Source organism: Actimicrobium antarcticum (genome assembly GCF_039536745.1).
Taxonomy (GTDB): Bacteria; Pseudomonadota; Gammaproteobacteria; order Burkholderiales; family Burkholderiaceae_D; genus Actimicrobium; species Actimicrobium antarcticum.
In genome coordinates, this window is sequence record NZ_BAAAZE010000008.1 from 530,357 (window position 1) to 549,345 (window position 18,989).

General features: G+C 59.2%; 18 protein-coding genes. 15 read left to right on the forward strand and 3 right to left on the reverse strand.

Annotated features, from left to right (window positions below):
• The first annotated feature begins 1 nt into the window (after position 1).
• The 8 genes from ABD720_RS10345 (at position 2) to ABD720_RS10380 (ending at position 8,183) form a co-directional block, all read left to right on the forward strand.
• On the forward strand, positions 2–607 hold the full coding sequence (locus ABD720_RS10345; RefSeq protein ID WP_344763202.1) for a methyltransferase domain-containing protein: 606 nt from the start codon (positions 2–4) through the stop codon (positions 605–607).
• Positions 608–744: 137 nt separating this feature from the next.
• Complete coding sequence (locus ABD720_RS10350) at positions 745–2,175, forward strand: high affinity choline transporter 1 (protein ID WP_344763203.1); 1,431 nt, start codon at positions 745–747, stop codon at positions 2,173–2,175.
• A gap of 542 nt (positions 2,176–2,717) precedes the next feature.
• On the forward strand, positions 2,718–3,071 hold the full coding sequence (locus ABD720_RS10355; RefSeq protein WP_344763204.1) for an FmdB family zinc ribbon protein: 354 nt from the start codon (positions 2,718–2,720) through the stop codon (positions 3,069–3,071).
• Between the two features lie 47 nt (positions 3,072–3,118).
• Positions 3,119–3,751, forward strand: coding sequence for a DUF502 domain-containing protein (locus ABD720_RS10360; RefSeq protein ID WP_344763675.1), 633 nt, complete (start codon positions 3,119–3,121; stop codon positions 3,749–3,751).
• 60 nt (positions 3,752–3,811) lie between these two features.
• Positions 3,812–5,617, forward strand: coding sequence for an aspartate--tRNA ligase (gene aspS / locus ABD720_RS10365; RefSeq protein WP_344763205.1), 1,806 nt, complete (start codon positions 3,812–3,814; stop codon positions 5,615–5,617).
• 97 nt (positions 5,618–5,714) lie between these two features.
• Positions 5,715–6,209, forward strand: a complete 495-nt coding sequence (nudB, locus tag ABD720_RS10370; RefSeq protein ID WP_344763206.1) for a dihydroneopterin triphosphate diphosphatase — start codon at positions 5,715–5,717, stop codon at positions 6,207–6,209.
• On the forward strand, positions 6,206–7,000 hold the full coding sequence (locus ABD720_RS10375; protein ID WP_344763207.1) for an endonuclease/exonuclease/phosphatase family protein: 795 nt from the start codon (positions 6,206–6,208) through the stop codon (positions 6,998–7,000). Before nudB ends, ABD720_RS10375 begins: the two co-directional genes overlap by 4 nt.
• A gap of 19 nt (positions 7,001–7,019) precedes the next feature.
• Entirely contained in the window at positions 7,020–8,183 is a 1,164-nt protein-coding gene (locus ABD720_RS10380; protein WP_344763208.1) for a phospholipase D-like domain-containing protein, read from the forward strand.
• Positions 8,184–8,212: 29 nt separating this feature from the next.
• Here the strand turns inward: ABD720_RS10380 and ABD720_RS10385 are convergent, their stop codons facing one another.
• Entirely contained in the window at positions 8,213–8,938 is a 726-nt protein-coding gene (locus ABD720_RS10385; protein ID WP_344763209.1) for an anti-sigma factor, read from the reverse strand.
• On the reverse strand, positions 8,935–9,513 hold the full coding sequence (locus ABD720_RS10390; protein WP_344763210.1) for a sigma-70 family RNA polymerase sigma factor: 579 nt from the start codon (positions 9,511–9,513) through the stop codon (positions 8,935–8,937). The genes ABD720_RS10385 and ABD720_RS10390 overlap by 4 nt, the downstream gene beginning before the upstream one ends.
• Positions 9,514–9,719: 206 nt before the next feature.
• On the opposite strand from ABD720_RS10390, the gene ABD720_RS10395 reads away from it, so the two are divergent.
• From ABD720_RS10395 to ABD720_RS10420, 6 genes are all read left to right on the forward strand, one after another.
• The gene (locus tag ABD720_RS10395) at positions 9,720–10,100 is read left to right on the forward strand and encodes an RNA-binding S4 domain-containing protein (RefSeq protein ID WP_344763211.1); all 381 of its coding nucleotides are present in this window, start codon (positions 9,720–9,722) and stop codon (positions 10,098–10,100) included.
• Positions 10,101–10,319: 219 nt separating this feature from the next.
• Positions 10,320–10,982, forward strand: coding sequence for a TetR/AcrR family transcriptional regulator (locus ABD720_RS10400; RefSeq protein WP_344763676.1), 663 nt, complete (start codon positions 10,320–10,322; stop codon positions 10,980–10,982).
• Positions 10,983–11,008: 26 nt separating this feature from the next.
• On the forward strand, positions 11,009–12,799 hold the full coding sequence (locus ABD720_RS10405) for an acyl-CoA dehydrogenase C-terminal domain-containing protein (RefSeq protein WP_344763212.1): 1,791 nt from the start codon (positions 11,009–11,011) through the stop codon (positions 12,797–12,799).
• A 71-nt stretch (positions 12,800–12,870) separates the two neighbouring features.
• Complete coding sequence (locus ABD720_RS10410) at positions 12,871–15,258, forward strand: 3-hydroxyacyl-CoA dehydrogenase/enoyl-CoA hydratase family protein (RefSeq protein WP_344763213.1); 2,388 nt, start codon at positions 12,871–12,873, stop codon at positions 15,256–15,258.
• 114 nt (positions 15,259–15,372) lie between these two features.
• Positions 15,373–16,569 (forward strand): acetyl-CoA C-acyltransferase, encoded by a 1,197-nt coding sequence (locus tag ABD720_RS10415; protein WP_344763214.1) that lies wholly within the window; start codon positions 15,373–15,375, stop codon positions 16,567–16,569.
• A gap of 92 nt (positions 16,570–16,661) precedes the next feature.
• Positions 16,662–17,426: an enoyl-CoA hydratase gene (locus ABD720_RS10420; protein ID WP_344763215.1), complete on the forward strand. Its 765-nt coding sequence runs from the start codon at positions 16,662–16,664 to the stop codon at positions 17,424–17,426.
• 39 nt (positions 17,427–17,465) lie between these two features.
• Here ABD720_RS10420 and ABD720_RS10425 read toward each other — a convergent pair whose 3' ends face one another.
• The gene (locus ABD720_RS10425; RefSeq protein WP_344763216.1) at positions 17,466–17,858 is read right to left on the reverse strand and encodes a hypothetical protein; all 393 of its coding nucleotides are present in this window, start codon (positions 17,856–17,858) and stop codon (positions 17,466–17,468) included.
• A 261-nt stretch (positions 17,859–18,119) separates the two neighbouring features.
• Here ABD720_RS10425 and ABD720_RS10430 point away from each other — a divergent pair, with 261 nt between their 5' ends.
• Positions 18,120–18,986, forward strand: a complete 867-nt coding sequence (locus ABD720_RS10430; protein ID WP_344763217.1) for an NYN domain-containing protein — start codon at positions 18,120–18,122, stop codon at positions 18,984–18,986.
• Positions 18,987–18,989 lie beyond the last annotated feature (3 nt).

An 18,989-nucleotide genomic window follows, 5' to 3' on the forward strand; every position in this document is an offset into this window, starting at 1 on the left:
GATGCGCCCGGTACCGCAGTTTGTTCAGCGTGATCCGCTCGCTCCGGGATTCTGGGACGAACGCTTCGAACACCAGTTCATGCCCTGGGATCAGGGTGGTGTGCCGCCCCAGCTGGCGCGCTTTGTGGCGCAGGCGCCAGCGCCGCTGACGACCTTGATTCCGGGCTGCGGTCTGGGTTATGAAGTGCGGCATCTGGCGCAGGCCGGATGGGATGTCACTGCGATCGATTTTTCACCGGCTGCGGTGGCAGCGGCGAAAGCGGCGCTGGGCGAATTTGCCGGCCATGTGCAGCAAGCCGACTTTTTCAGCTTTGTGCCACCGCAACCCGTCGGCTTCATGTATGAGCGAGCATTTCTGTGTGCGCTGCCACGGGCGCGCTGGCCGGCGGTGATTGCGCACTGGGCCGCGTTGCTGGCACCCGGCGCGCTGCTGGGCGGATTTTTCTTTTATGATACGGCGCCCAAAGGGCCGCCGTTTGGCGCCGACCGGGCTGCACTGGACAGTGCGATGCAACCGTACTTTGCATTGCTGGAGGATGCGGCGGCGGAGCAATCGATTGCGGTATTCGAGGGCAAGGAACGCTGGCAGTTATGGCGCCGGCGTTAACTGCCGCGTCGGGATCGCATGACCATTAATTGCCGCGAATCATCGTTATAATTCGCCGATAATTTTTAAATCGGTTCAGCGGCGATCTCGCCCGCTGACCCTGCGTCATTCACCCACTTCGCGCCCAAGGAGCCGCCATGCACGCCCTGATCTGGTTTGTCATTCTCTACTGGGTGATTTCGGTTGGTATCGGGTTGTATGCGGCGCGCTTCGTCAAGAATTCGCGCGACTTCGCCGTTGCCGGTCGCTCGTTGCCCATGTCGGTCGTGACGGCAACCGTGTTCGCGACCTGGTTCGGCTCGGAAGCCGTGCTCGGTATTTCATCGACCTTCGTCAAGGAGGGTTTGCGTGGCGTGGTGGCCGATCCGTTCGGCTCTTCCCTGTGCCTGGTGCTGGTTGGCCTGTTCTTCGCCCGTCCGCTGTACCGCATGAACCTGCTGACCATCGGTGACTTCTACCGCAACAAGTTCGGTCGTGCCGTCGAAGTGCTGGTCACGCTGTGCATCGTGGTGTCGTACCTCGGCTGGGTCGCAGCCCAGATCAAGGCGCTCGGACTGGTCTTCAATGTCGTCTCGGGTGGCTACATTCCGATGGAGACCGGCATGATCATCGGCGCGGCCAGCGTGCTGGTCTATACGCTGATGGGCGGCATGTGGTCGGTCGCCATTACCGACTTTCTGCAGATGATCATCATCGTCGTCGGTATGCTGTACATCGGCTGGGAAGTCTCGGCCATGGCCGGTGGCGCCTCGGTCGTGGTGGCGCATGCGGCCAATGCCGGCAAGCTCGATTTCTGGCCGGCGCCCAGTGCGCGCGAGATGCTGTGGTTCGGCGCGGCGTGGATCACGATGATGCTGGGTTCGATTCCGCAGCAGGATGTATTCCAGCGCGTGGCTGCCTCGAAAAATGAAAAAATTGCCGGCCGCGCCTCCATCCTTGGTGGCGTGCTGTATTTTTGTTTCGCGTTCATCCCGATGTTCCTGGCCTATTCCGCCACGCTGATCGATCCGCAGATGGTCGCGGGCCTGATTGACACCGACCCGCAGCTGATCCTGCCGACACTGATCATGACCAAGGTGCCGCTGATCGCGCAGGTGATGTTTTTCGGCGCGCTGCTGTCGGCCATCAAAAGCTGCGCCAGCGCGACCTTGCTGGCCCCCTCCATTTCCTTCACCGAAAACATCCTGAAGGGCTTGTTGCCGCCACAAACCGACAAGCAATTCCTGTTCGGCATGCGCTGCGTGGTCCTGATATTCACCGTGATCGTGACCGTCTTTGCGCTCAACAGCCAGTCCAGTATCTACAAGATGGTCGAGAATGCCTACAAGATCACGCTGGTGGCGGCGTTCGTGCCACTGGCGTTTGGCCTGTACTGGAAGCCGGCCACCCGACAGGGGGCGCTGGCATCGATCATCCTTGGCTTGTCGAGCTGGGTGTTGTTCGAGCTGTTTGCCCCGGAGGGTTTCTGGCCGCCGCAACTGGTGGGGGTGCTGGCCAGTCTGGGTGGGATGTTGCTCGGGTCATTGATGCCGCAGGTAATGCGTAGCGCCCCCCGGCACGCGTTGTGATTGCCAGCGCAAGCTGAAATGGGCCGGTATTGCTCTTGTCGCTACCGGTGGACAAGACCGCCGTCCGGAGATTGGGCTTTGCAGCCAGCCCCTTCAAGGTGTTCGTCGGGCCGCAAACTTCATTACGCAAGCTACCGACTGTAGGTTGGGCTGCCAAGCCCAATATGCGTCAAGTTCCGTAGGCGGTCAATGTAGACGGAAGCGGTGTGCTGCGTCGGGTAGCGCGTGGCTGGATGCTTCGGAGCGCTAACAACGTCTGCTACCGACGACCGTATAACCACCTCACAGGAAGTTTGACGCATGTTGGGCTTTGCAGCCCAACGATTCGGCAACGTCACTGTGATTATGTTTGCAGCTCAGTCTACGATTCCGGCCGTGCATGAAACGGTCAGCGGTGGGTTATGCTGCAAAGCCCAACTTGCTCCAAGTTACGGCACGGGTCGCCACGGCGGTACCGTGACCACAACCATAATCACCCATCGGTTTCACCTCGAAAACCTTTATAATCCAAGGCTTTGAACGCATTTTGCGGGGATTTTTTCATGCCGATTTACGCGTACCGCTGTGAAGCGTGTGGTTTTGCCAAGGATGTGCTGCAAAAGATATCCGATCCGAAGTTGACCGATTGCCCGAGCTGCGGCAAATCGACCTTCAAGAAACAGCTGACAGCTGCCGGTTTCCAGCTCAAGGGTACCGGCTGGTATGCCACCGATTTCCGTGGCGGCACCGGTAGTGCAGTGCCACCGGTCAGCGCGGCAGAACCTGCGTCCAAATCCGGCGAAAGCGCGGCACCGGTCTCTGGTCAGGACAAGCCAGCGACACCGGCCGCAGCACCAGCGCCTGCAGCAGCGCCGGCCAAATCCGATTCCGGCGGTAGCACTCCGTCGGGCACCTGATTTTCCCCGATCCGCCACCAACGTGGCAACAAGGTCTCGTCACCATGATTCGTAAATATTTTGTCACCGGCCTGCTGATCCTGGTCCCGCTCGCCATCACGTTGTGGGTGGTCAATCTGATTATCGGCACGATGGACCAGTCGCTGTTGCTGTTGCCGGCGCGCTGGCGGCCCGAAGTGCTGTTCGGATTTGCGATTCCCGGACTGGGCACCATCCTGACGCTGCTGATCATCTTTTTTACGGGACTGGCGACGCGCAACTTTGTCGGCAATCATGTGGTCATCTGGTGGGAGCGTCTGCTGACCCGCATCCCGGTAGTCAATTCGATCTATTCCAGCGTCAAGCAGGTTTCGGATACCTTGCTGTCATCGTCGGGCAATGCCTTTCGCAAGGCGGTGCTGGTCGAGTATCCGCGGCGCGGCAGCTGGACCATTGCTTTCCTCACCGGTGTGCCGGGTGGCGATGTACGCAATCATCTGACGGGCGACTTCATCAGTATTTATGTGCCGACGACACCGAACCCCACCTCGGGATTTTTCCTGATGGTGCCGCGCAACGAGACCATCGAACTCGACATGACGGTCGATGCAGCGCTGAAATACATTGTCTCGATGGGCGTCGTCGCTCCCGAGCATTTTGAAAAGAAAATCATCATTGATCCTGCGAAGGTCGTTAGCTAGTCAGCTAGCTGCGGCGCAGGCACCACAGAACAATCGAATCACTGAATACGGAAACCGAACATGTCCATGCGAACCCAATACTGCGGCCTCACTACAGAGGCGCTTCTCGGCCAAACCGTCAGCCTGTGCGGCTGGGTACATCGCCGGCGCGATCACGGTGGCGTGATCTTCATCGACCTGCGTGATCGCGAAGGTCTGGTACAGGTAGTCTGCAATCCCGAGCAGGCCGAGGTCTTCAGCACCGCCGAAATCGTGCGCAATGAATTCTGCATGCGCGTCACCGGCGTGGTGCGCCTGCGTCCTGACGGCACCATCAACAGCAACCTGGCCTCGGGCAAGATCGAAGTCCTGTGCGAAGAGCTGGAAGTCCTGAACCCGTCGGTGACGCCGCCGTTCCAGCTGGATGACGACAATCTGTCCGAAACCACCCGCCTGACGCACCGCGTGCTGGATCTGCGCCGTCCGCAGATGCAGAACAACCTGCGCCTGCGCTACAAGGTGACGATGGAGGTGCGCAAGTTCCTCGACCAGCATGGCTTCATCGACATCGAAACACCGATGCTGACCAAGTCGACGCCCGAAGGCGCGCGCGATTATCTGGTGCCATCGCGCGTCAATGCCGGCCAGTTCTTTGCGCTGCCGCAGTCGCCGCAACTGTTCAAGCAATTGTTGATGGTGGCCAACTTCGACCGCTACTACCAGATCGTCAAATGCTTCCGCGACGAAGACCTGCGTGCCGATCGCCAGCCCGAATTTACCCAGATCGATTGCGAAACCTCGTTCATGAACGAGCAGGAAATCCGTGACATGTTCGAGGGCATGATCCGGCTGGTCTTCAAGAACGCACTCGACATCGACCTGCCGAACCCGTTCCCGGTGATGCCGTATGCCGAAGCGATGGGCATGTACGGTTCCGACAAGCCCGACATGCGCGTCAAGCTGGCGTTCACCGATCTCACCGACGTGATGAAGGATGTCGATTTCAAGGTCTTTTCGGGTGCGGCCAACATGCTCGGCGGTCGTGTGGTGGGTATGCGCGTGCCGGGTGGCAGCGCGATGCCGCGTTCGGAAATCGATGCCTACACCCAGTTCGTCGCGATCTATGGCGCCAAGGGTCTGGCCTACATCAAGGTCAACGAGATCGCCAAGGGCCGCGATGGCCTGCAGTCACCGATCGTCAAGAACCTGCATGACGCCGCATTGACCCGCATCCTGGAACTGACCGGTGCGCAGGACGGCGACCTGATTTTCTTTGGCGCCGACAAGGCCAAGGTCGTCAACGATGCCATCGGCGCGCTGCGCGTCAAAATCGGCCATTCCGATTTCGGCAAGAAGCACGACCTGTTCGATGATGTCTGGAAGCCATTGTGGGTAGTCGATTTTCCGATGTTCGAATACGACGAAGAGGGCGACCGCTGGCATGCCGCGCACCATCCGTTCACGGCGCCCAAAGACGGCCACGAAGATTTCCTCGAAACCGATCCGGGCAAGTGCATCGCCAAAGCCTACGACATGGTCCTGAACGGTTGGGAACTGGGCGGCGGATCGATCCGTATCCATCGCGCTGAAGTGCAAAGCAAGGTCTTCCGCGCGATGAAGATCGACGACGATGAAGCGCAGCTGAAGTTCGGCTTCCTGCTCGATGCGTTGCAATACGGTGCACCGCCGCATGGTGGTCTGGCGTTCGGCCTGGATCGCATCGTCACGATGATGACCGGTGCCGATTCGATCCGCGACGTGATCGCCTTCCCGAAAACTCAGCGTGCGCAATGTCTGCTGACGCAGGCGCCATCGGCTGTCGACGAGAAGCAGCTGCGCGAGTTGCACATCCGCTTGCGCAGTGTCGAGCCGGTGGTCAAAGGCTAAAGTCGTTTCAGGGCATAATCAAAAGGCGCGAGTTTTCGCGCCTTTTTTTTCGCTTGTTTGTTCATCGTTTATCGTCCATCGTTCACCGCTCCCCTCCATGACCACACCCCAATTCAAGATCCCCGAATCCGTACTGGTAGTCATCCATACCACCGAGCTCGACGTACTGCTGATCGAACGGGTCGACAAGCCCGGTTTCTGGCAATCCGTCACAGGCTCGAAGGATGCGCCGGACGAACCGCTGGCCTTTACCGCCGCCCGCGAGGTGGCAGAAGAAACCGGCATTCTGATCACCCGCGGCGGTGCGCCCGCGCCGTCCGACCTGCGCGACTGGCTGCAGGAAAACCTCTATGACATCTATCCGGTCTGGCGGCACCGCTACGCACCGGGCGTCACACGCAACACCGAACACGTCTTCAGCCTGCAAGTGCCGCGCGATATCGTCATCACTCTGTCTGCTCGCGAACATACGCAGTACCAGTGGCTCCCGTATCATCTGGCTGCCGATCAATGTTTCTCTCCGTCGAATGCCGAGGCTATCTTGCAACTACCCGCCAGACTGCGTGCACCGGAGCCACCAGGCACTACATGAAAATCCGTATTGCGACTTACAACATCCACAAGGGCGTGTCCTCGTTCGGCAGCAAGCCACGCATCGTTGCGCTGAAGCAGGCGCTGACGACCATGCAGGCCGACGTCTATTTTTTGCAGGAAGTACAGGGTCGGCATGACCTGCTGGCGGCGCGTCATGCCGCTGCATGGCCGGGTCAGTCCCAGTATGAATTCCTGGCGGGCGATTCGCACCAGAGCGCTTATGGCATGAACGCGGTATACGACCACGGCCATCATGGCAATGCACTGCTGAGCAATTTCCCGATTGCCTCATCGCGCAACCAGGATGTGTCGGACCACAAGTACGAAGCACGCGGCATCCTGCATTGTGTGATCCACAACGATGGACTGGATGTGCACTGCTACGTGGTCCACCTGGGCCTGTTTGCCGGAGGGCGTCGGCGTCAGGCTGATGCATTGATCGAGGCGGTGCAGGACTCGGCGCCACCTGGTGCGCCGGTGATCATCGCCGGTGATTTCAATGACTGGGGTAATAGTCTGAGCGAGATGATGCGCAGCCGGCTTGGTGTCAATGAAGTATTCGACGAGCGTGCACCGCGCTTCGGCATGGGCAGCTTCCTGAGTCGCCTGCGCGGCGCGACGCCAAAAATTCAGCCTGCCCGCACATTCCCGGCAGCGATGCCTTTCCTGCAACTGGACCGGATCTATGTGCGCGGCTTTCGGGTCGAGTCTGCCGAGGTGCTGCACGGTGCGCTGTGGGCGCGCCTGTCCGATCATGCACCGATCGTTGCGACGCTCCAGCTGACATGAACCGAACCGGGTTGCCGCGATGCGCACAGTAAGCTTTGTCGCTGACAATCAGCTCAGGCTGCTTGAGTGCGGTGCAGAGTTTTTCCCTGCGCTGATCAACGCGCTTGACGTTGCGAGTGCCGAAATTCATCTGGAGACCTACATCTTTGCGGACGATGCGATTGGCGCCAGCGTCAAGGCGGCGTTGATCCGCGCAGCCAGCCGCGGCGTGATGGTCTATGTGGTTACGGACTGGATCGGCACCGGCCGGGCGCAGTCGGGCCTGCTGGACGCCGAGTTTCGCGCTGCCGGTGTCCACCATCGGAGTTTCAATCCGTGGTTTCGGCGCGGTCTGGCGCGTACGCATCGCAAAATGTGCGTGGTCGACCGCTCGCTTGCCTTTATCGGCGGACTCAACATCAATGACGACATGATCTCGGACGACGACTCCCGCAGCGTTTTGCCGGAGCCGCGCTGGGATTTTGCCGTGGAAATCCGTGGTCCTCTGGTGGCGGCGATGCACCGTGAAACCGAGGCGCAATGGCTGCGCCTGGGTAGCCTGAAAATCAAAGTGCGCTGGGAATTATTTCGTGAAACACGCATCCTGAGCCGTGCGGGTCGTGTCGGCAGTGCGCTGGCCGGACTGGTGATCCGGGACAATCTGCGCAACCGTCGCACCATCCAGCGTGCCACGTTGCGGGCACTCGGCGGAGCCCACAAGAGCGCCGTCCTGACCACGCCGTATTTCGCACCGGGCCGCAAGATGCGCGAGGCGCTGTCGCAAGCCGCCTTGCGCGGTATTGATGTGACGCTGCTGCTGGGAGTAGGTCAGTTCCGCATGCAGGACGCGGTGGCGCATTCGTTTTATCCGAAGTTGCTGGAGAGTGGCGTCAAGGTGGTCGAATTCCGCCGCACCCAGTTGCATGCCAAAGCGGCGGTCATTGATGACGACTGGGCTACCGTCGGCTCCAGCAACTACGACGGATTAAGCCTGTTCCTGAATCAGGAAGCCAACGTTGTCATCAAGGACGCCGCGTTCGCGACGACGTTACGCGGTCATCTCGAACGCGCCATTGCAGCCAGTGCGCTGATTGCGCCCGAAGCATTCGCCGGCATCGGCCGGCTCGAACGGATCTGGTACGGCATGGCGTATTTCCTCTACCGGAATGCCCTGCGCCTGGCCACCTTTGGACGGTATTCATGATGCCCGACCAGATTCCCGCCGCCGTCATGTTACACCTTCACCCACGCGCCCTTGTAAATGACCGGCCCGGTTGGCCCTTTTTTCGGCAGCGGCGCGCCGCCTTTGGGCTCCAGCGACACTGCCAGCAGAGGGATCGATTGCGGCGTCATGTCGGTCGGCAGCGGCAGAGTGATGCTGCCATCGCTGGCCAGCAGGCCGAGGGAACGCGGCATGCCGTCCTTGGGTACCGCCCACAATTCCAGACTCTTGTCGGCAGCGATATTCTGGTGGTTGACGAGTTTGATCGTGACTTGCCGGGTTGCCGGATCCCCCGTAGCCAGCGCCACCGGTACGGCTTGATCATCCGTCAGCATGGCCACATACGACGTGCCGGGTGCGACGGACTCAGGTTGCCGGGTGACCAGCACACCCACCAATATGGTCGCCAGCGCAGTCGAGACCATGCCAAGTCCGCGCCAGAACGCCAGGTCTTCGCGCAAACCGCGCCAGAATGCATAGCGGTCGCTGGTCCGTTGCGTGTCCGGCAGATTCAACTTGCGCGCGATACCACTCCACACACGCGGCGGTGGTAGTTCGGCTGATGCAAATTCGGCGATCGGACACAAGCGGTCTTGCCACTCCGCCACGGCGCGACGCAGTACGGCGCTGTTCGCCAGCAATCCATCGAAGCGACGCAGGGCGCCGCCTCTGAGGGTGCCAAGCACATATTCGGCACTCAGGCGTTCGATGAGTTTTTCGTTATCGAGAATGTTCATTCTCCTTCTGCTTTCTTCAAACAAACCCGCAGTCGCTCCAGCCCGCGTCGGATCCAGGTTTTGACCGTGCCGATTGGCAGATGCAAATGTTCAGCGACTTCGCTGTGAGACATGTCGTGATAAAACGCCATTGCAATCGCCTGGCGATGCAGTCCGTCGATGCGTCCGAAGCAAATCGCCAATATTTTCGACTCCTGAGTCAATTGCAGCGTCTGGATCGGTGTCGGGTCAGCGCTTTCAAGTGCGTCCATCACATCCTTGTCAAAGTTGTCTGCATCGATCTCGACCGTGTGCTCCACCCGGCGCAGTAGATCAAACGCCTTGTTGCGTACGATCGTGGTCATCCATGTCATTGGCGCGGCCAGACTGGCCTGATAGCTTGCGGCGTTATTCCAGATGCTGACAAAACTTTCCTGCAGCACCTCTTCCGCAGACTCGCGCTTGCCTAGTATACGCAGCGCAAAGCCAAACAGTTTCGGAGAAGTTGCATCGTAGATATTTCGAAATGCCGCCGGGTCCTTGCGCGCGACTGCGGCAAGCAGAATCTTGAGTTGCTGGGGGTCGGGAATAGACAATTTTGGGTCCGTCAAGAGAGGTGGGCGAGCTGCCGACAGGCACCGTTGTAATTAGCCAGTATTTTTGTACACGGAGGCTACATCATGGCAGCACTTTTTGCTTGGCTGATTGATAAAAAATCGGCATTGAGGCCGTGCGGCAGGCGCGACTGAAAAGGTAGACCGCTACAGCTACAATTCAGACTAATCCAACTCTACGGGCTTCCATGGACAGTATTTCCGTACGCATCGACAAGTGGCTCTGGGCGGCGCGTTTTTTCAAGACCCGTTCCCTCGCAACCGACGCCGTCGATAACGGCAAGGTGCGCCTCAATGGCGCACGGACCAAACCTGCGCACAGCGTCAAGCCGGGCGACTTGCTGTCTATCCACAATGGCGCTACGGAATGGGACGTCCACGTGCGGGCGTTGGCGGAGGTGCGCGGATCGGCGGACGCGGCGCGCACGCTGTACACCGAGACGCAGGACAGCATCCGGCGCCGTGACAACGATGCCGAGCAGCGCAAGCTGTATCGGGAGCCCGGTACCACGCTCAAGGGACGTCCCACCAAGCGCGACCGGCGTGCGCTTGAACGCAGCAGTTCGTGACGCTGCAGTACCCATTTGACAGCTGTCTTCCCATTATTTAAGACGCACCGCACGGTGTGTTGCTTGTATAGAACTGCCACTCTAAGTTCCCTCTTTACTTTTAAGGGGGGGTGCATAATAGTACGAACGTACGATTATTTACGGTCATGGTGTCTTCATGGCCATACACAGACAGGATAGACCGTGGCAAGCAACAGCTCAGACGCATCGACCAAGTTCATGCGCAAAGGTGAATTGACCCGCGCCGCTATCCTTGATGTCGCACTCGACTTGTCCAGTCGGGACGGCCTCGAGGGACTCACCATCGGCCTGTTGGCCGACAAGATGAATATGAGCAAATCGGGCGTCTTTGCCCATTTTGGCTCACGGGAGGATCTGCAGATCGAAGTGCTGAAGCTGTACCACCAGCATTTCGAGCAGGAAGTGTTTTACCCCAGTGTCACGGAACCCCGCGGCTTGCCGCGCCTCAAAGCCATGTTTGCGCGCTGGATCAAGCGCGTGACGATCGAGATTGCCTCCGGCTGCATCTACATCAGCGGTGCAGTCGAGTACGACGACCGTCCTGGCGTGATTCGTGAAGAGCTGGAGGGCATGGTCGTGGCCTGGCAGGCAGCGCTGTTTCGCTGCGTTGAACAGGCCACCGAGATGGGCCATTTGCGCGCCGATACCGATCCGCAGCAAATGGTCTTCGAAATGTACGGATTGATCCTGGCCCTGCATCACGATGCCCGATTCATCAAGCGACCCGGCAGCGTGGACCGGGCCAATCTGGGGTTCGAGCGGTTGTTGCACAGTTACCAGAATCCCGCGTTGGCAACTAACGACGCAGCAGGCCAACCGGCCTCAGATAAACCAACATCGGCTGTCAATAAAACAGCCTGAACCATCATCTATCAGGAGAATAAATCATGGGCCAGTACATCGCACCTTTACGTGACATGCAATTCGTTTTGCATGAACTGCTGCAAGTCGAAGAAGAACTCAAGGCCATGCCCAAGCATGCCGAGACCAACCGCGAACTGATCGACCAGGTACTGGAAGAGGGCGGCAAATTTACCTCGCAGATTCTGTTCCCGCTGAATCATTCGGGTGACCGCGAAGGCTGCCACCTTGACAAGGTGACCCATGAAGTGACACCGCCAAAAGGCTTCAAGGCCGCTTACAAGCAATACGTCGAAGCCGGCTGGCCGTCGGTCTCGTGCGACCCCGAATTCGGCGGACAGGGCTTGCCGCTGGTGGTCAACAATTCGTTTTATGAAATGATGAATTCAGCGAATCAGGCCTGGACCATGTATCCCGGTCTGTCGCACGGTGCCTATGAATGCCTGCACGAACACGGCACGCCGGAACAGAAAGCGCTGTACCTGCCGAAGCTGGTCTCGGGCGAATGGACCGGCACCATGTGCCTGACCGAATCGCATTGCGGCACCGACCTCGGCATGCTGCGCTCGAAAGCCGAACCGCAGGCCGATGGCTCGTTCAAGATCAGCGGTGGCAAGATTTTCATTTCCGCCGGCGAGCACGACATGTCGGAAAACATCATCCATCTGGTGCTGGCACGCCTGCCGGATGCACCGGCCGGTACCAAGGGCATTTCGCTGTTCGTCGTGCCGAAATTCCTGCCCAACGCCGATGGTTCGGTGGGCGCACGCAATCCGATTTTCTGTGGTGCCATCGAAGAAAAAATGGGCATCCACGGCAATTCAACCTGCCAGATGAATATGGATGAAGCCACCGGCTGGCTGATCGGCCAACCGAACAAGGGTCTGAACGCGATGTTCGTGATGATGAATGCAGCGCGCCTCGGCGTTGGCATGCAATCGCTAGGGCTGACCGAAGTCGCTTTCCAGAATGCGCTGGTGTATGCCAAAGATCGCCTGCAAATGCGCAGCCTGACCGGCGTCAAGGCACCCGAAAAAGCAGCCGACCCGATCATCGTCCATCCCGATGTACGCCGCATGCTGCTGACTGCCAAGGCCTATGCCGAAGGTGGCCGTGCCTTCAGTTCGTACGTTGCGCTGCAGATCGACAAGGAACTCAATCATCCCGACGAAGATGTGCGCAAGGAAGCGGCCGATGAAGTCGCGCTGCTGACACCGATCATCAAATCCTTCCTGACCGACAATGGCTGGATCGCGACCTCGGAAGCGCTGCAGGTCTACGGCGGCCACGGCTTCATTGCCGAATGGGGCATGGAGCAGTACGTGCGTGATTCGCGCATCAACATGATTTACGAAGGCACCAACACGATCCAGTCACTGGATTTGCTGGGCCGCAAAGTGCTGATGGATAACGGCGCCAAGCTGCGCAAATTCGGCGCGAAAGTGCAAGCCTTCGTCGAAGAAAACGGTACCGATGAAGCGATGGCCGAATTCATCACGCCACTGGCCGACCTCGGCGACAAGGTCACCAAGCTGACCATGGAAATCGGCATGAAGGCATTCCAGAATCCGGACGAAGTCGGTGCCGCAGCGGTGCCGTACCTGCGCGTGGTCGGCCACATGGTGTATGCGTACTTCTTTGCCCGCATGGCCAAGATCGCGCTCGAAAAACAGGATGGTGGCGACAAGTTCTACCAATCGAAACTCGGCACGGCGCGCTTCTATTTTGCCCGCCTGCTGCCAGAAACCGCGATGCTGATCCGTCAGGCGCGTTCCGGTAGCGCCAGCCTGATGGCGCTCGACGCCGACCTGTTTTAAGCCAACCAACCAGCCGCGTCCGGTACCGCTTTGCCGGTGCCGGACGTGGCGGCATTTCAAGGATTTCCGTCATGTCCAATTTCATCGTCAAAAAAGTCGCCGTGCTCGGCGCCGGCGTCATGGGTGCGCAGATCGCTGCGCACTGCATCAACGCCCGTGTACCCGTGGTCCTGTTCGATCTGCCGGCCAGGGAAGGCGCCAAGAATGGCATCGTCCTGCGCGCCATCGAGAACCTGAAAAAACTCAGCCCTGCGCCCTTCGGCAATAAAGATGACGCTGCCCTGATCGAAGTCGCCAACTACGAAGACAACCTCGACCTGCTGGCCGGTTGCGACCTGATCATCGAAGCGATTGCCGAGCGCATGGACTGGAAGCACGACTTGTACAAAAAGGTCGCGCCGCATATCGCCCCGAATGCGATCTTTGCTTCGAACACCTCCGGCCTGTCGATCACGGCGCTGTCCGACGGTTTCGACAGCGAACTCAAGGCGCGTTTCTGCGGGGTGCATTTTTTCAATCCGCCGCGCTACATGCACCTGGTTGAACTGATCCCGACCGTGGCGACCAATCCGGTCATCCTGGACCAACTCGAAGGCTTCCTCGCTTCGACGCTGGGCAAGGGCGTCGTGCGCGCCATCGATACACCGAACTTCATTGCCAACCGCGTCGGTATTTTCGGCATGCTGGCGACCATCCACGAAGCCGATAAATTCGGCCTGTCGGTCGATGTGGTCGATGACCTGACCGGTGCCAAGCTGGGTCGCGCCAAGTCGGGCACCTTCCGTACCGCCGACGTGGTCGGGCTGGACACCATGGGCCATGTGATCCGCACCATGCAGGATCACCTGAAAGATGATCCGTTCTACAGCACCTACGCGACGCCGCCGCTGCTCGAAAAACTGATCGCGCAAGGCGCGCTCGGCCAGAAAGCCGGTGCCGGTTTCTACAAAAAAGTCGGCAAGGACATCCAGCGCATCGATGCCGCCAGCGGCGAGTACGTCACCGGCGGTGGCAAGGCCGATGACCTGGTCGCACGCATCCTGAAAGAGAAAGACCCGGTCAAGCGCATGAAAGCGCTGCACGACTCGACCAATCCGCAGGCACAATTTCTGTGGGCGATTTTCCGTGACGCATTCCACTACATCGCGTTTCATCTGGAATCGATTGCCGACAACGCACGTGATGTCGATTTCGCGTTGCGCTGGGGCTTCGGCTGGAACCTCGGACCGTTCGAAACCTGGCAAGCCGCTGGCTGGCAGCAAGTCGCTACCTGGGTCAAGGAAGACATCGATGCCGGCAAGGCACTCAGCACCGCGCCATTGCCGGACTGGGTGTTCGATGGCCGCACCGGCGTGCATGCACCCGAGGGTTCGTTCTCGCCCGCGAAAAAAACCAGCATCGGCCGCTCCGAACTGGCTGTTTATCAGCGCCAGGCATTCCGCGCGCCGGTGCTCGGCGCCGGTGCAATCGATGGACGCACTGCCGGCACCACCGTCTTCGAAGACGAATCGGTACGCCTCTGGCATCAGGATGACGACGTCCTGATCCTGTCGCTGAAAACCAAAATGCATGTCATCGGCGCAGGCGTGATTGCCGGACTGTCGCGCGCAATTGCCGAAGCCGAAGCGAACTACAAAGGCCTGGTGATCTGGAGCGCTGATGCGGCCGAAGGCGGCGCGTTCTCGGCGGGTGCGGACCTGCAATCGATGCTGCCGCTGTTCATGTCGGGCGGCATCAAGGCGATCGAGCCGGAAGTCGCAAAACTGCAGCAAGCCCATCAGGCACTGAAGTATGCGAACGTCCCGGTGGTCGCTGCGGTGGCAGGACTGGCACTGGGCGGTGGCTGCGAACTGATGCTGCATGCGGCACGTCGCGTGGCCTCGATCGAGTCGTACATCGGTCTGGTTGAAGTGGGCGTTGGTTTGATCCCGGCCGGTGGTGGTCTGAAGGAAGCGGCCGTGCGTGCTGCGGCCGATGCCAAAGGCACCGACCTGCTGCAGTTCCTGAAAAACTACTTCACCAATGCGGCCACTGCTGCCGTGTCGAAGTCCGCGCTCGAAGCGCAAAAGATGGGCTATCTGAAGTCGACCGATGTCATCGTCTTCAATGCCTATGAGTTGCTGCATGTCGCCAAGGTCGAAGCCCGTGCGATGTTCGATGCCGGTTATCGCGCACCGATGAAAACCCTGATCCCGGTCGCTGGCCGGTATGGCATCGCTACCGTCACGGCCCAGTTGGTCAACATGCGTGATGGCGGATTCATCTCGGCGCACGACTTCAAGCTGGGTGCCATGATTGCCGCGATCGTCTGCGGTGGCGATGTCGATGAAGGCAGCCTGGTCAACGAACAATGGCTGCTGGACCTGGAGCGCAAGGCGTTCATGGAACTGCTGAACCATCCGAAGACGCAGGAGCGGATCATGGGAATGATGCAGACCGGCAAACCGGTGCGTAACTGACGGACTGACGGACTGCGGGACAGTGTGCTGATGCTGTCCCCATCCTGCATCACGGCCCCCACCCGGGATCACTACCAGACACCACCAGACACCAAGCAGTACCAGGAGAATCCAATGACCAAACAACTTCAAGAAGCCTACATCGTCGCCGCCACCCGCACGCCGATCGGCAAAGCGCCGCGTGGCATGTTCCGCAGCACCCGCCCGGATGATTTGCTGGTGCGCGCGATCCAGTCCGCCATGCTGCAGGTGCCGGGCCTCGACCCGGCCACCATCGAAGACGCCATCGTCGGCTGTTCGTTTCCGGAAGGCGCGCAAGGCCTCAACATCGGCCGCATGGCCGTGCTGCTGGCGGGCCTGCCGAAGACTGTCGGTGGCGTCACCGTCAATCGCTACTGCGCCTCCGGCATCACTGCTGTGGCGATGGCAGCCGACCGGATTCGTGTTGGCCAGGCCGATGTGATGATTGCCGCCGGTGTCGAATCGATGTCGATGGTGCCGATGATGGGTTTCCATCCGTCGATGAACATGGACATCTTCAAGGATGACAATATCGGCATGGCGTACGGCATGGGCCTGACGGCCGAGAAAGTCGCACAGCAATGGAAAGTTTCGCGCGAAGCACAGGACCAGTTCGCGCTGGCGTCGCACATGAAAGCCATCGCCGCACAACAGTCCGGCGAGTTCAATGACGAAATGACCTCGGTCGACATCATCGAGCGCGTGCCGAACCTGGTCACTGGTCAGATCGATCTGCGCACCCGTACTGTCAATCAGGATGAAGGCGCGCGCGCCGAATCGACGCTGGCGTCACTGGGCAAACTCAAGCCGGTCTTCGCGGCAAAGGGCTCGGTCACGGCCGGTAACAGCTCGCAGATGTCGGACGGTGCCGGTGCGCTGATTATCGTCAGCGAAAAAATCCTGAAGCAATTCAATCTGACGCCGCTGGCGCGCTTTGCGTCCTTTGCGGTACGCGGCGTACCGCCGGAAATCATGGGGATCGGCCCGAAAGAAGCCATCCCTGCGGCGTTGCGCGCAGCCGGTATCACGCAGGATCAGATCGACTGGTTCGAATTGAACGAAGCCTTTGCCGCGCAATCGCTGGCGGTGATCAACGACCTCGGACTCGACCCGGCCAAGGTCAATCCGATGGGCGGCGCGATTGCGCTCGGCCATCCGCTGGGTGCCACCGGCGCGATCCGTTCGGCCACCGTGATCCATGCCTTGCGTCGCAAGAACCTGAAGTACGGCATGGTGACGATGTGCGTGGGAACCGGCATGGGTGCAGCGGGGATTTTCGAGCGGATGTAATTTGACTGGCAGGACGGCTTTGCTGCAGTCCTGCCGGGAAGTCTGAAAACAGCTATCAAAAAAAAGCGCAGCAGCGCCCACCAGGAGACCAGATGGACATCTTGATCAGCAAGGAAAACCAGATTCTGACGATGCAGTTCAATCGTCCCGACAAAAAGAATGCGATCACCGCGGCGATGTATCAGGCCATGGCCGATGCATTGAAAGATGCTGACAGCGATGCCGGCGTACGCGTGATCCTGATCACCGGTCATCCGCAGATTTTTACGGCGGGTAACGATCTCGACGATTTCATGAAAAATCCGCCGCAAGGCATGGACAGCCCGGTGCACCAGTACCTGTGGAACCTGAGCCATGCGACCAAGCCGATCGTGGCAGCGGTCGCCGGTGCCGCAGTCGGTATCGGCACTACGTTGCTGCTGCATTGCGACTTGGTCTATGCCGCTGATAACGCTAAATTGATGATGCCGTTTTCGCAGCTGGGCTTGTGCCCGGAAGCCGCATCAAGCCTGCTGTTGCCGCAAATCGCCGGCTATCAGCGGGCGGCAGAAAAGCTGCTGCTAGGCGAAGCATTCTCGGCCGACGAGGCGCAGCAAATGGGCCTGGTCAACAAGGTGTTGCCGGCCGATCAGCTGCTCGATTTTGCCCGCGCCCAGGCCGCCAAACTGGCGGCCTTGCCAGCTTCATCGATCCGCATCACCAAGCAGCTGATGAAGGCCGGACAACGCGCCGCCATCGAGTCACAGATGCTGGAAGAAAGCAGCCATTTCGGTGCGATGCTGGTTGCGCCTGCTGCGAAGGAAGCCTTCAAGGCATTTTTCCAGAAGCGCAAACCGGATTTTTCGCAATGTGACTGAGTGTTCCGGTAGCCCCTCGGTCGGCCACCGTACACGAAGCTACCTCGGCAAGCTGCGCACCAGTTCGGTCAAGGTCATTTTTCGGAAGGTGTGGAGGATTTCAATGTTGATGCCCGCATTCTGGATGTTCCGCTGCAAGCTTGCCAGTTCCGGCGGTACCAGGTCGCGCAGCAACAGCGCATCGCGATAAAAGGATTCGAGCTCCGTGTCCGACGCCTCTTCGACCGGCTTTCCGGTATGCGTGCAGCGCTTGAAAACACGGGCCGCCATGTCGCGCTGCACTGCCGACAGCGTCATGTCGACCCGGTCTGCCGCACTCTGCGTTTTCATCCATTCGCGTAGCGGACTGATGGCATCGGCGATCAACTTGTTGTTTTCGGCAATGTATTGGTCAACTATTTCTTCAAGACTTTCGTTGTCGTCATGTGCCATGCTGGCCTCACAGAAGTAAATGGTGGAGTTGCGGGAGTTGCGGGAGTGGCGGTGCCGGAATTGAGAAAGGGATGATCGAGCCGCCGTGCGAACGGTAGTCTGCAGCCTTGTTAATGAGTGCCCTCGGCAACCATGAGGTTCCACGCCTGGCAGACGTTTTTTTGGGCGGCTGGTTCCTGGGCTTGTTGCGCAGAGGGTGTCGCGTCTGTCGTACCCGCGCTTACAATGGCTGCTTCATTCTCCCTACAAGGACGTTGACTGATGGCCGGACAACCTGAAATTACCAACATGGCGCTTTTTTGCGATTTTGAAAACGTCGCGCTCGGTGTGCGTGATGCCAAATTCGCTCAATTCGATATCCGCAAGGTGCTGGAACGATTGCTGCTCAAGGGCAGCATCGTCGTCAAGAAAGCCTATTGCGACTGGGATCGCTACAAGGACTTCAAGGCACCGATGCATGAAGCTGCCTTCGAGTTGATCGAAATTCCGCACGTGCGCCAGTCCGGTAAAAATTCCGCAGATATCCGCATGGTCGTCGATGCCCTCGACCTCTGCTACACCAAGGCGCACGTCGATACCTTTGTCATCATCAGTGGCGACTCGGATTTTTCGCCGCTGGTCTCGAAACTGCGCGAAAACAACAAGCGCGTCATTGGCGTTGGCGTCAAGGATTCGACCTCGGATCTGCTGAGTGCCAATTGCGACGAATTCATTTTTTACGATGACCTGGTACGGGTCCAGGAAGCCCGCAAGAAGCCTGTGGCCAGAAAACCGGCTGCCAAAACTCCCGCCGCGAATGGCGCCACTGTGCGCGAAGGCAAAGATGCCAAACCGGCCGAAGTCAGATCTGAAGAAGACAAGCGTGCCGATTTGCGGTCCGAAGTATTCGACTTCCTGGCCGGGACGGTCGAGGCACTGATCGCCGAGCGCGGATCGGACGAAAAAATCTGGGCATCGATGGTGAAGTCGACCATGCAGCGACGCCGGCCGGGCTTCAATGAATCGACCTACGGCTATCGCTCGTTCAAGGAGCTGGTCGAGGATGCGCAGCGGCATAAATTTCTGTCGATCGTGCGTGATGAAAAAAACTCGCAGTACACGATACGGCTGCCTTCTGGCGATGAGTGAGTT

Coding starts and splice junctions, on each gene's coding strand:
- aspS (WP_344763205.1), top strand. CDS start 3,812: ATGTCCATGCGAACCCAATACTGCGGCCTCACTACAGAGGCGCTTCTC.
- ABD720_RS10425 (WP_344763216.1), bottom strand. CDS start 17,858: ATGGCACATGACGACAACGAAAGTCTTGAAGAAATAGTTGACCAATAC.
- ABD720_RS10410 (WP_344763213.1), top strand. CDS start 12,871: ATGTCCAATTTCATCGTCAAAAAAGTCGCCGTGCTCGGCGCCGGCGTC.
- ABD720_RS10400 (WP_344763676.1), top strand. CDS start 10,320: ATGCGCAAAGGTGAATTGACCCGCGCCGCTATCCTTGATGTCGCACTC.
- ABD720_RS10380 (WP_344763208.1), top strand. CDS start 7,020: ATGCGCACAGTAAGCTTTGTCGCTGACAATCAGCTCAGGCTGCTTGAG.
- ABD720_RS10405 (WP_344763212.1), top strand. CDS start 11,009: ATGGGCCAGTACATCGCACCTTTACGTGACATGCAATTCGTTTTGCAT.
- ABD720_RS10345 (WP_344763202.1), top strand. CDS start 2: ATGCGCCCGGTACCGCAGTTTGTTCAGCGTGATCCGCTCGCTCCGGGA.
- nudB (WP_344763206.1), top strand. CDS start 5,715: ATGACCACACCCCAATTCAAGATCCCCGAATCCGTACTGGTAGTCATC.
- ABD720_RS10385 (WP_344763209.1), bottom strand. CDS start 8,938: ATGAACATTCTCGATAACGAAAAACTCATCGAACGCCTGAGTGCCGAA.
- ABD720_RS10415 (WP_344763214.1), top strand. CDS start 15,373: ATGACCAAACAACTTCAAGAAGCCTACATCGTCGCCGCCACCCGCACG.
- ABD720_RS10375 (WP_344763207.1), top strand. CDS start 6,206: ATGAAAATCCGTATTGCGACTTACAACATCCACAAGGGCGTGTCCTCG.
- ABD720_RS10430 (WP_344763217.1), top strand. CDS start 18,120: ATGGCCGGACAACCTGAAATTACCAACATGGCGCTTTTTTGCGATTTT.
- ABD720_RS10420 (WP_344763215.1), top strand. CDS start 16,662: ATGGACATCTTGATCAGCAAGGAAAACCAGATTCTGACGATGCAGTTC.
- ABD720_RS10395 (WP_344763211.1), top strand. CDS start 9,720: ATGGACAGTATTTCCGTACGCATCGACAAGTGGCTCTGGGCGGCGCGT.
- ABD720_RS10355 (WP_344763204.1), top strand. CDS start 2,718: ATGCCGATTTACGCGTACCGCTGTGAAGCGTGTGGTTTTGCCAAGGAT.
- ABD720_RS10350 (WP_344763203.1), top strand. CDS start 745: ATGCACGCCCTGATCTGGTTTGTCATTCTCTACTGGGTGATTTCGGTT.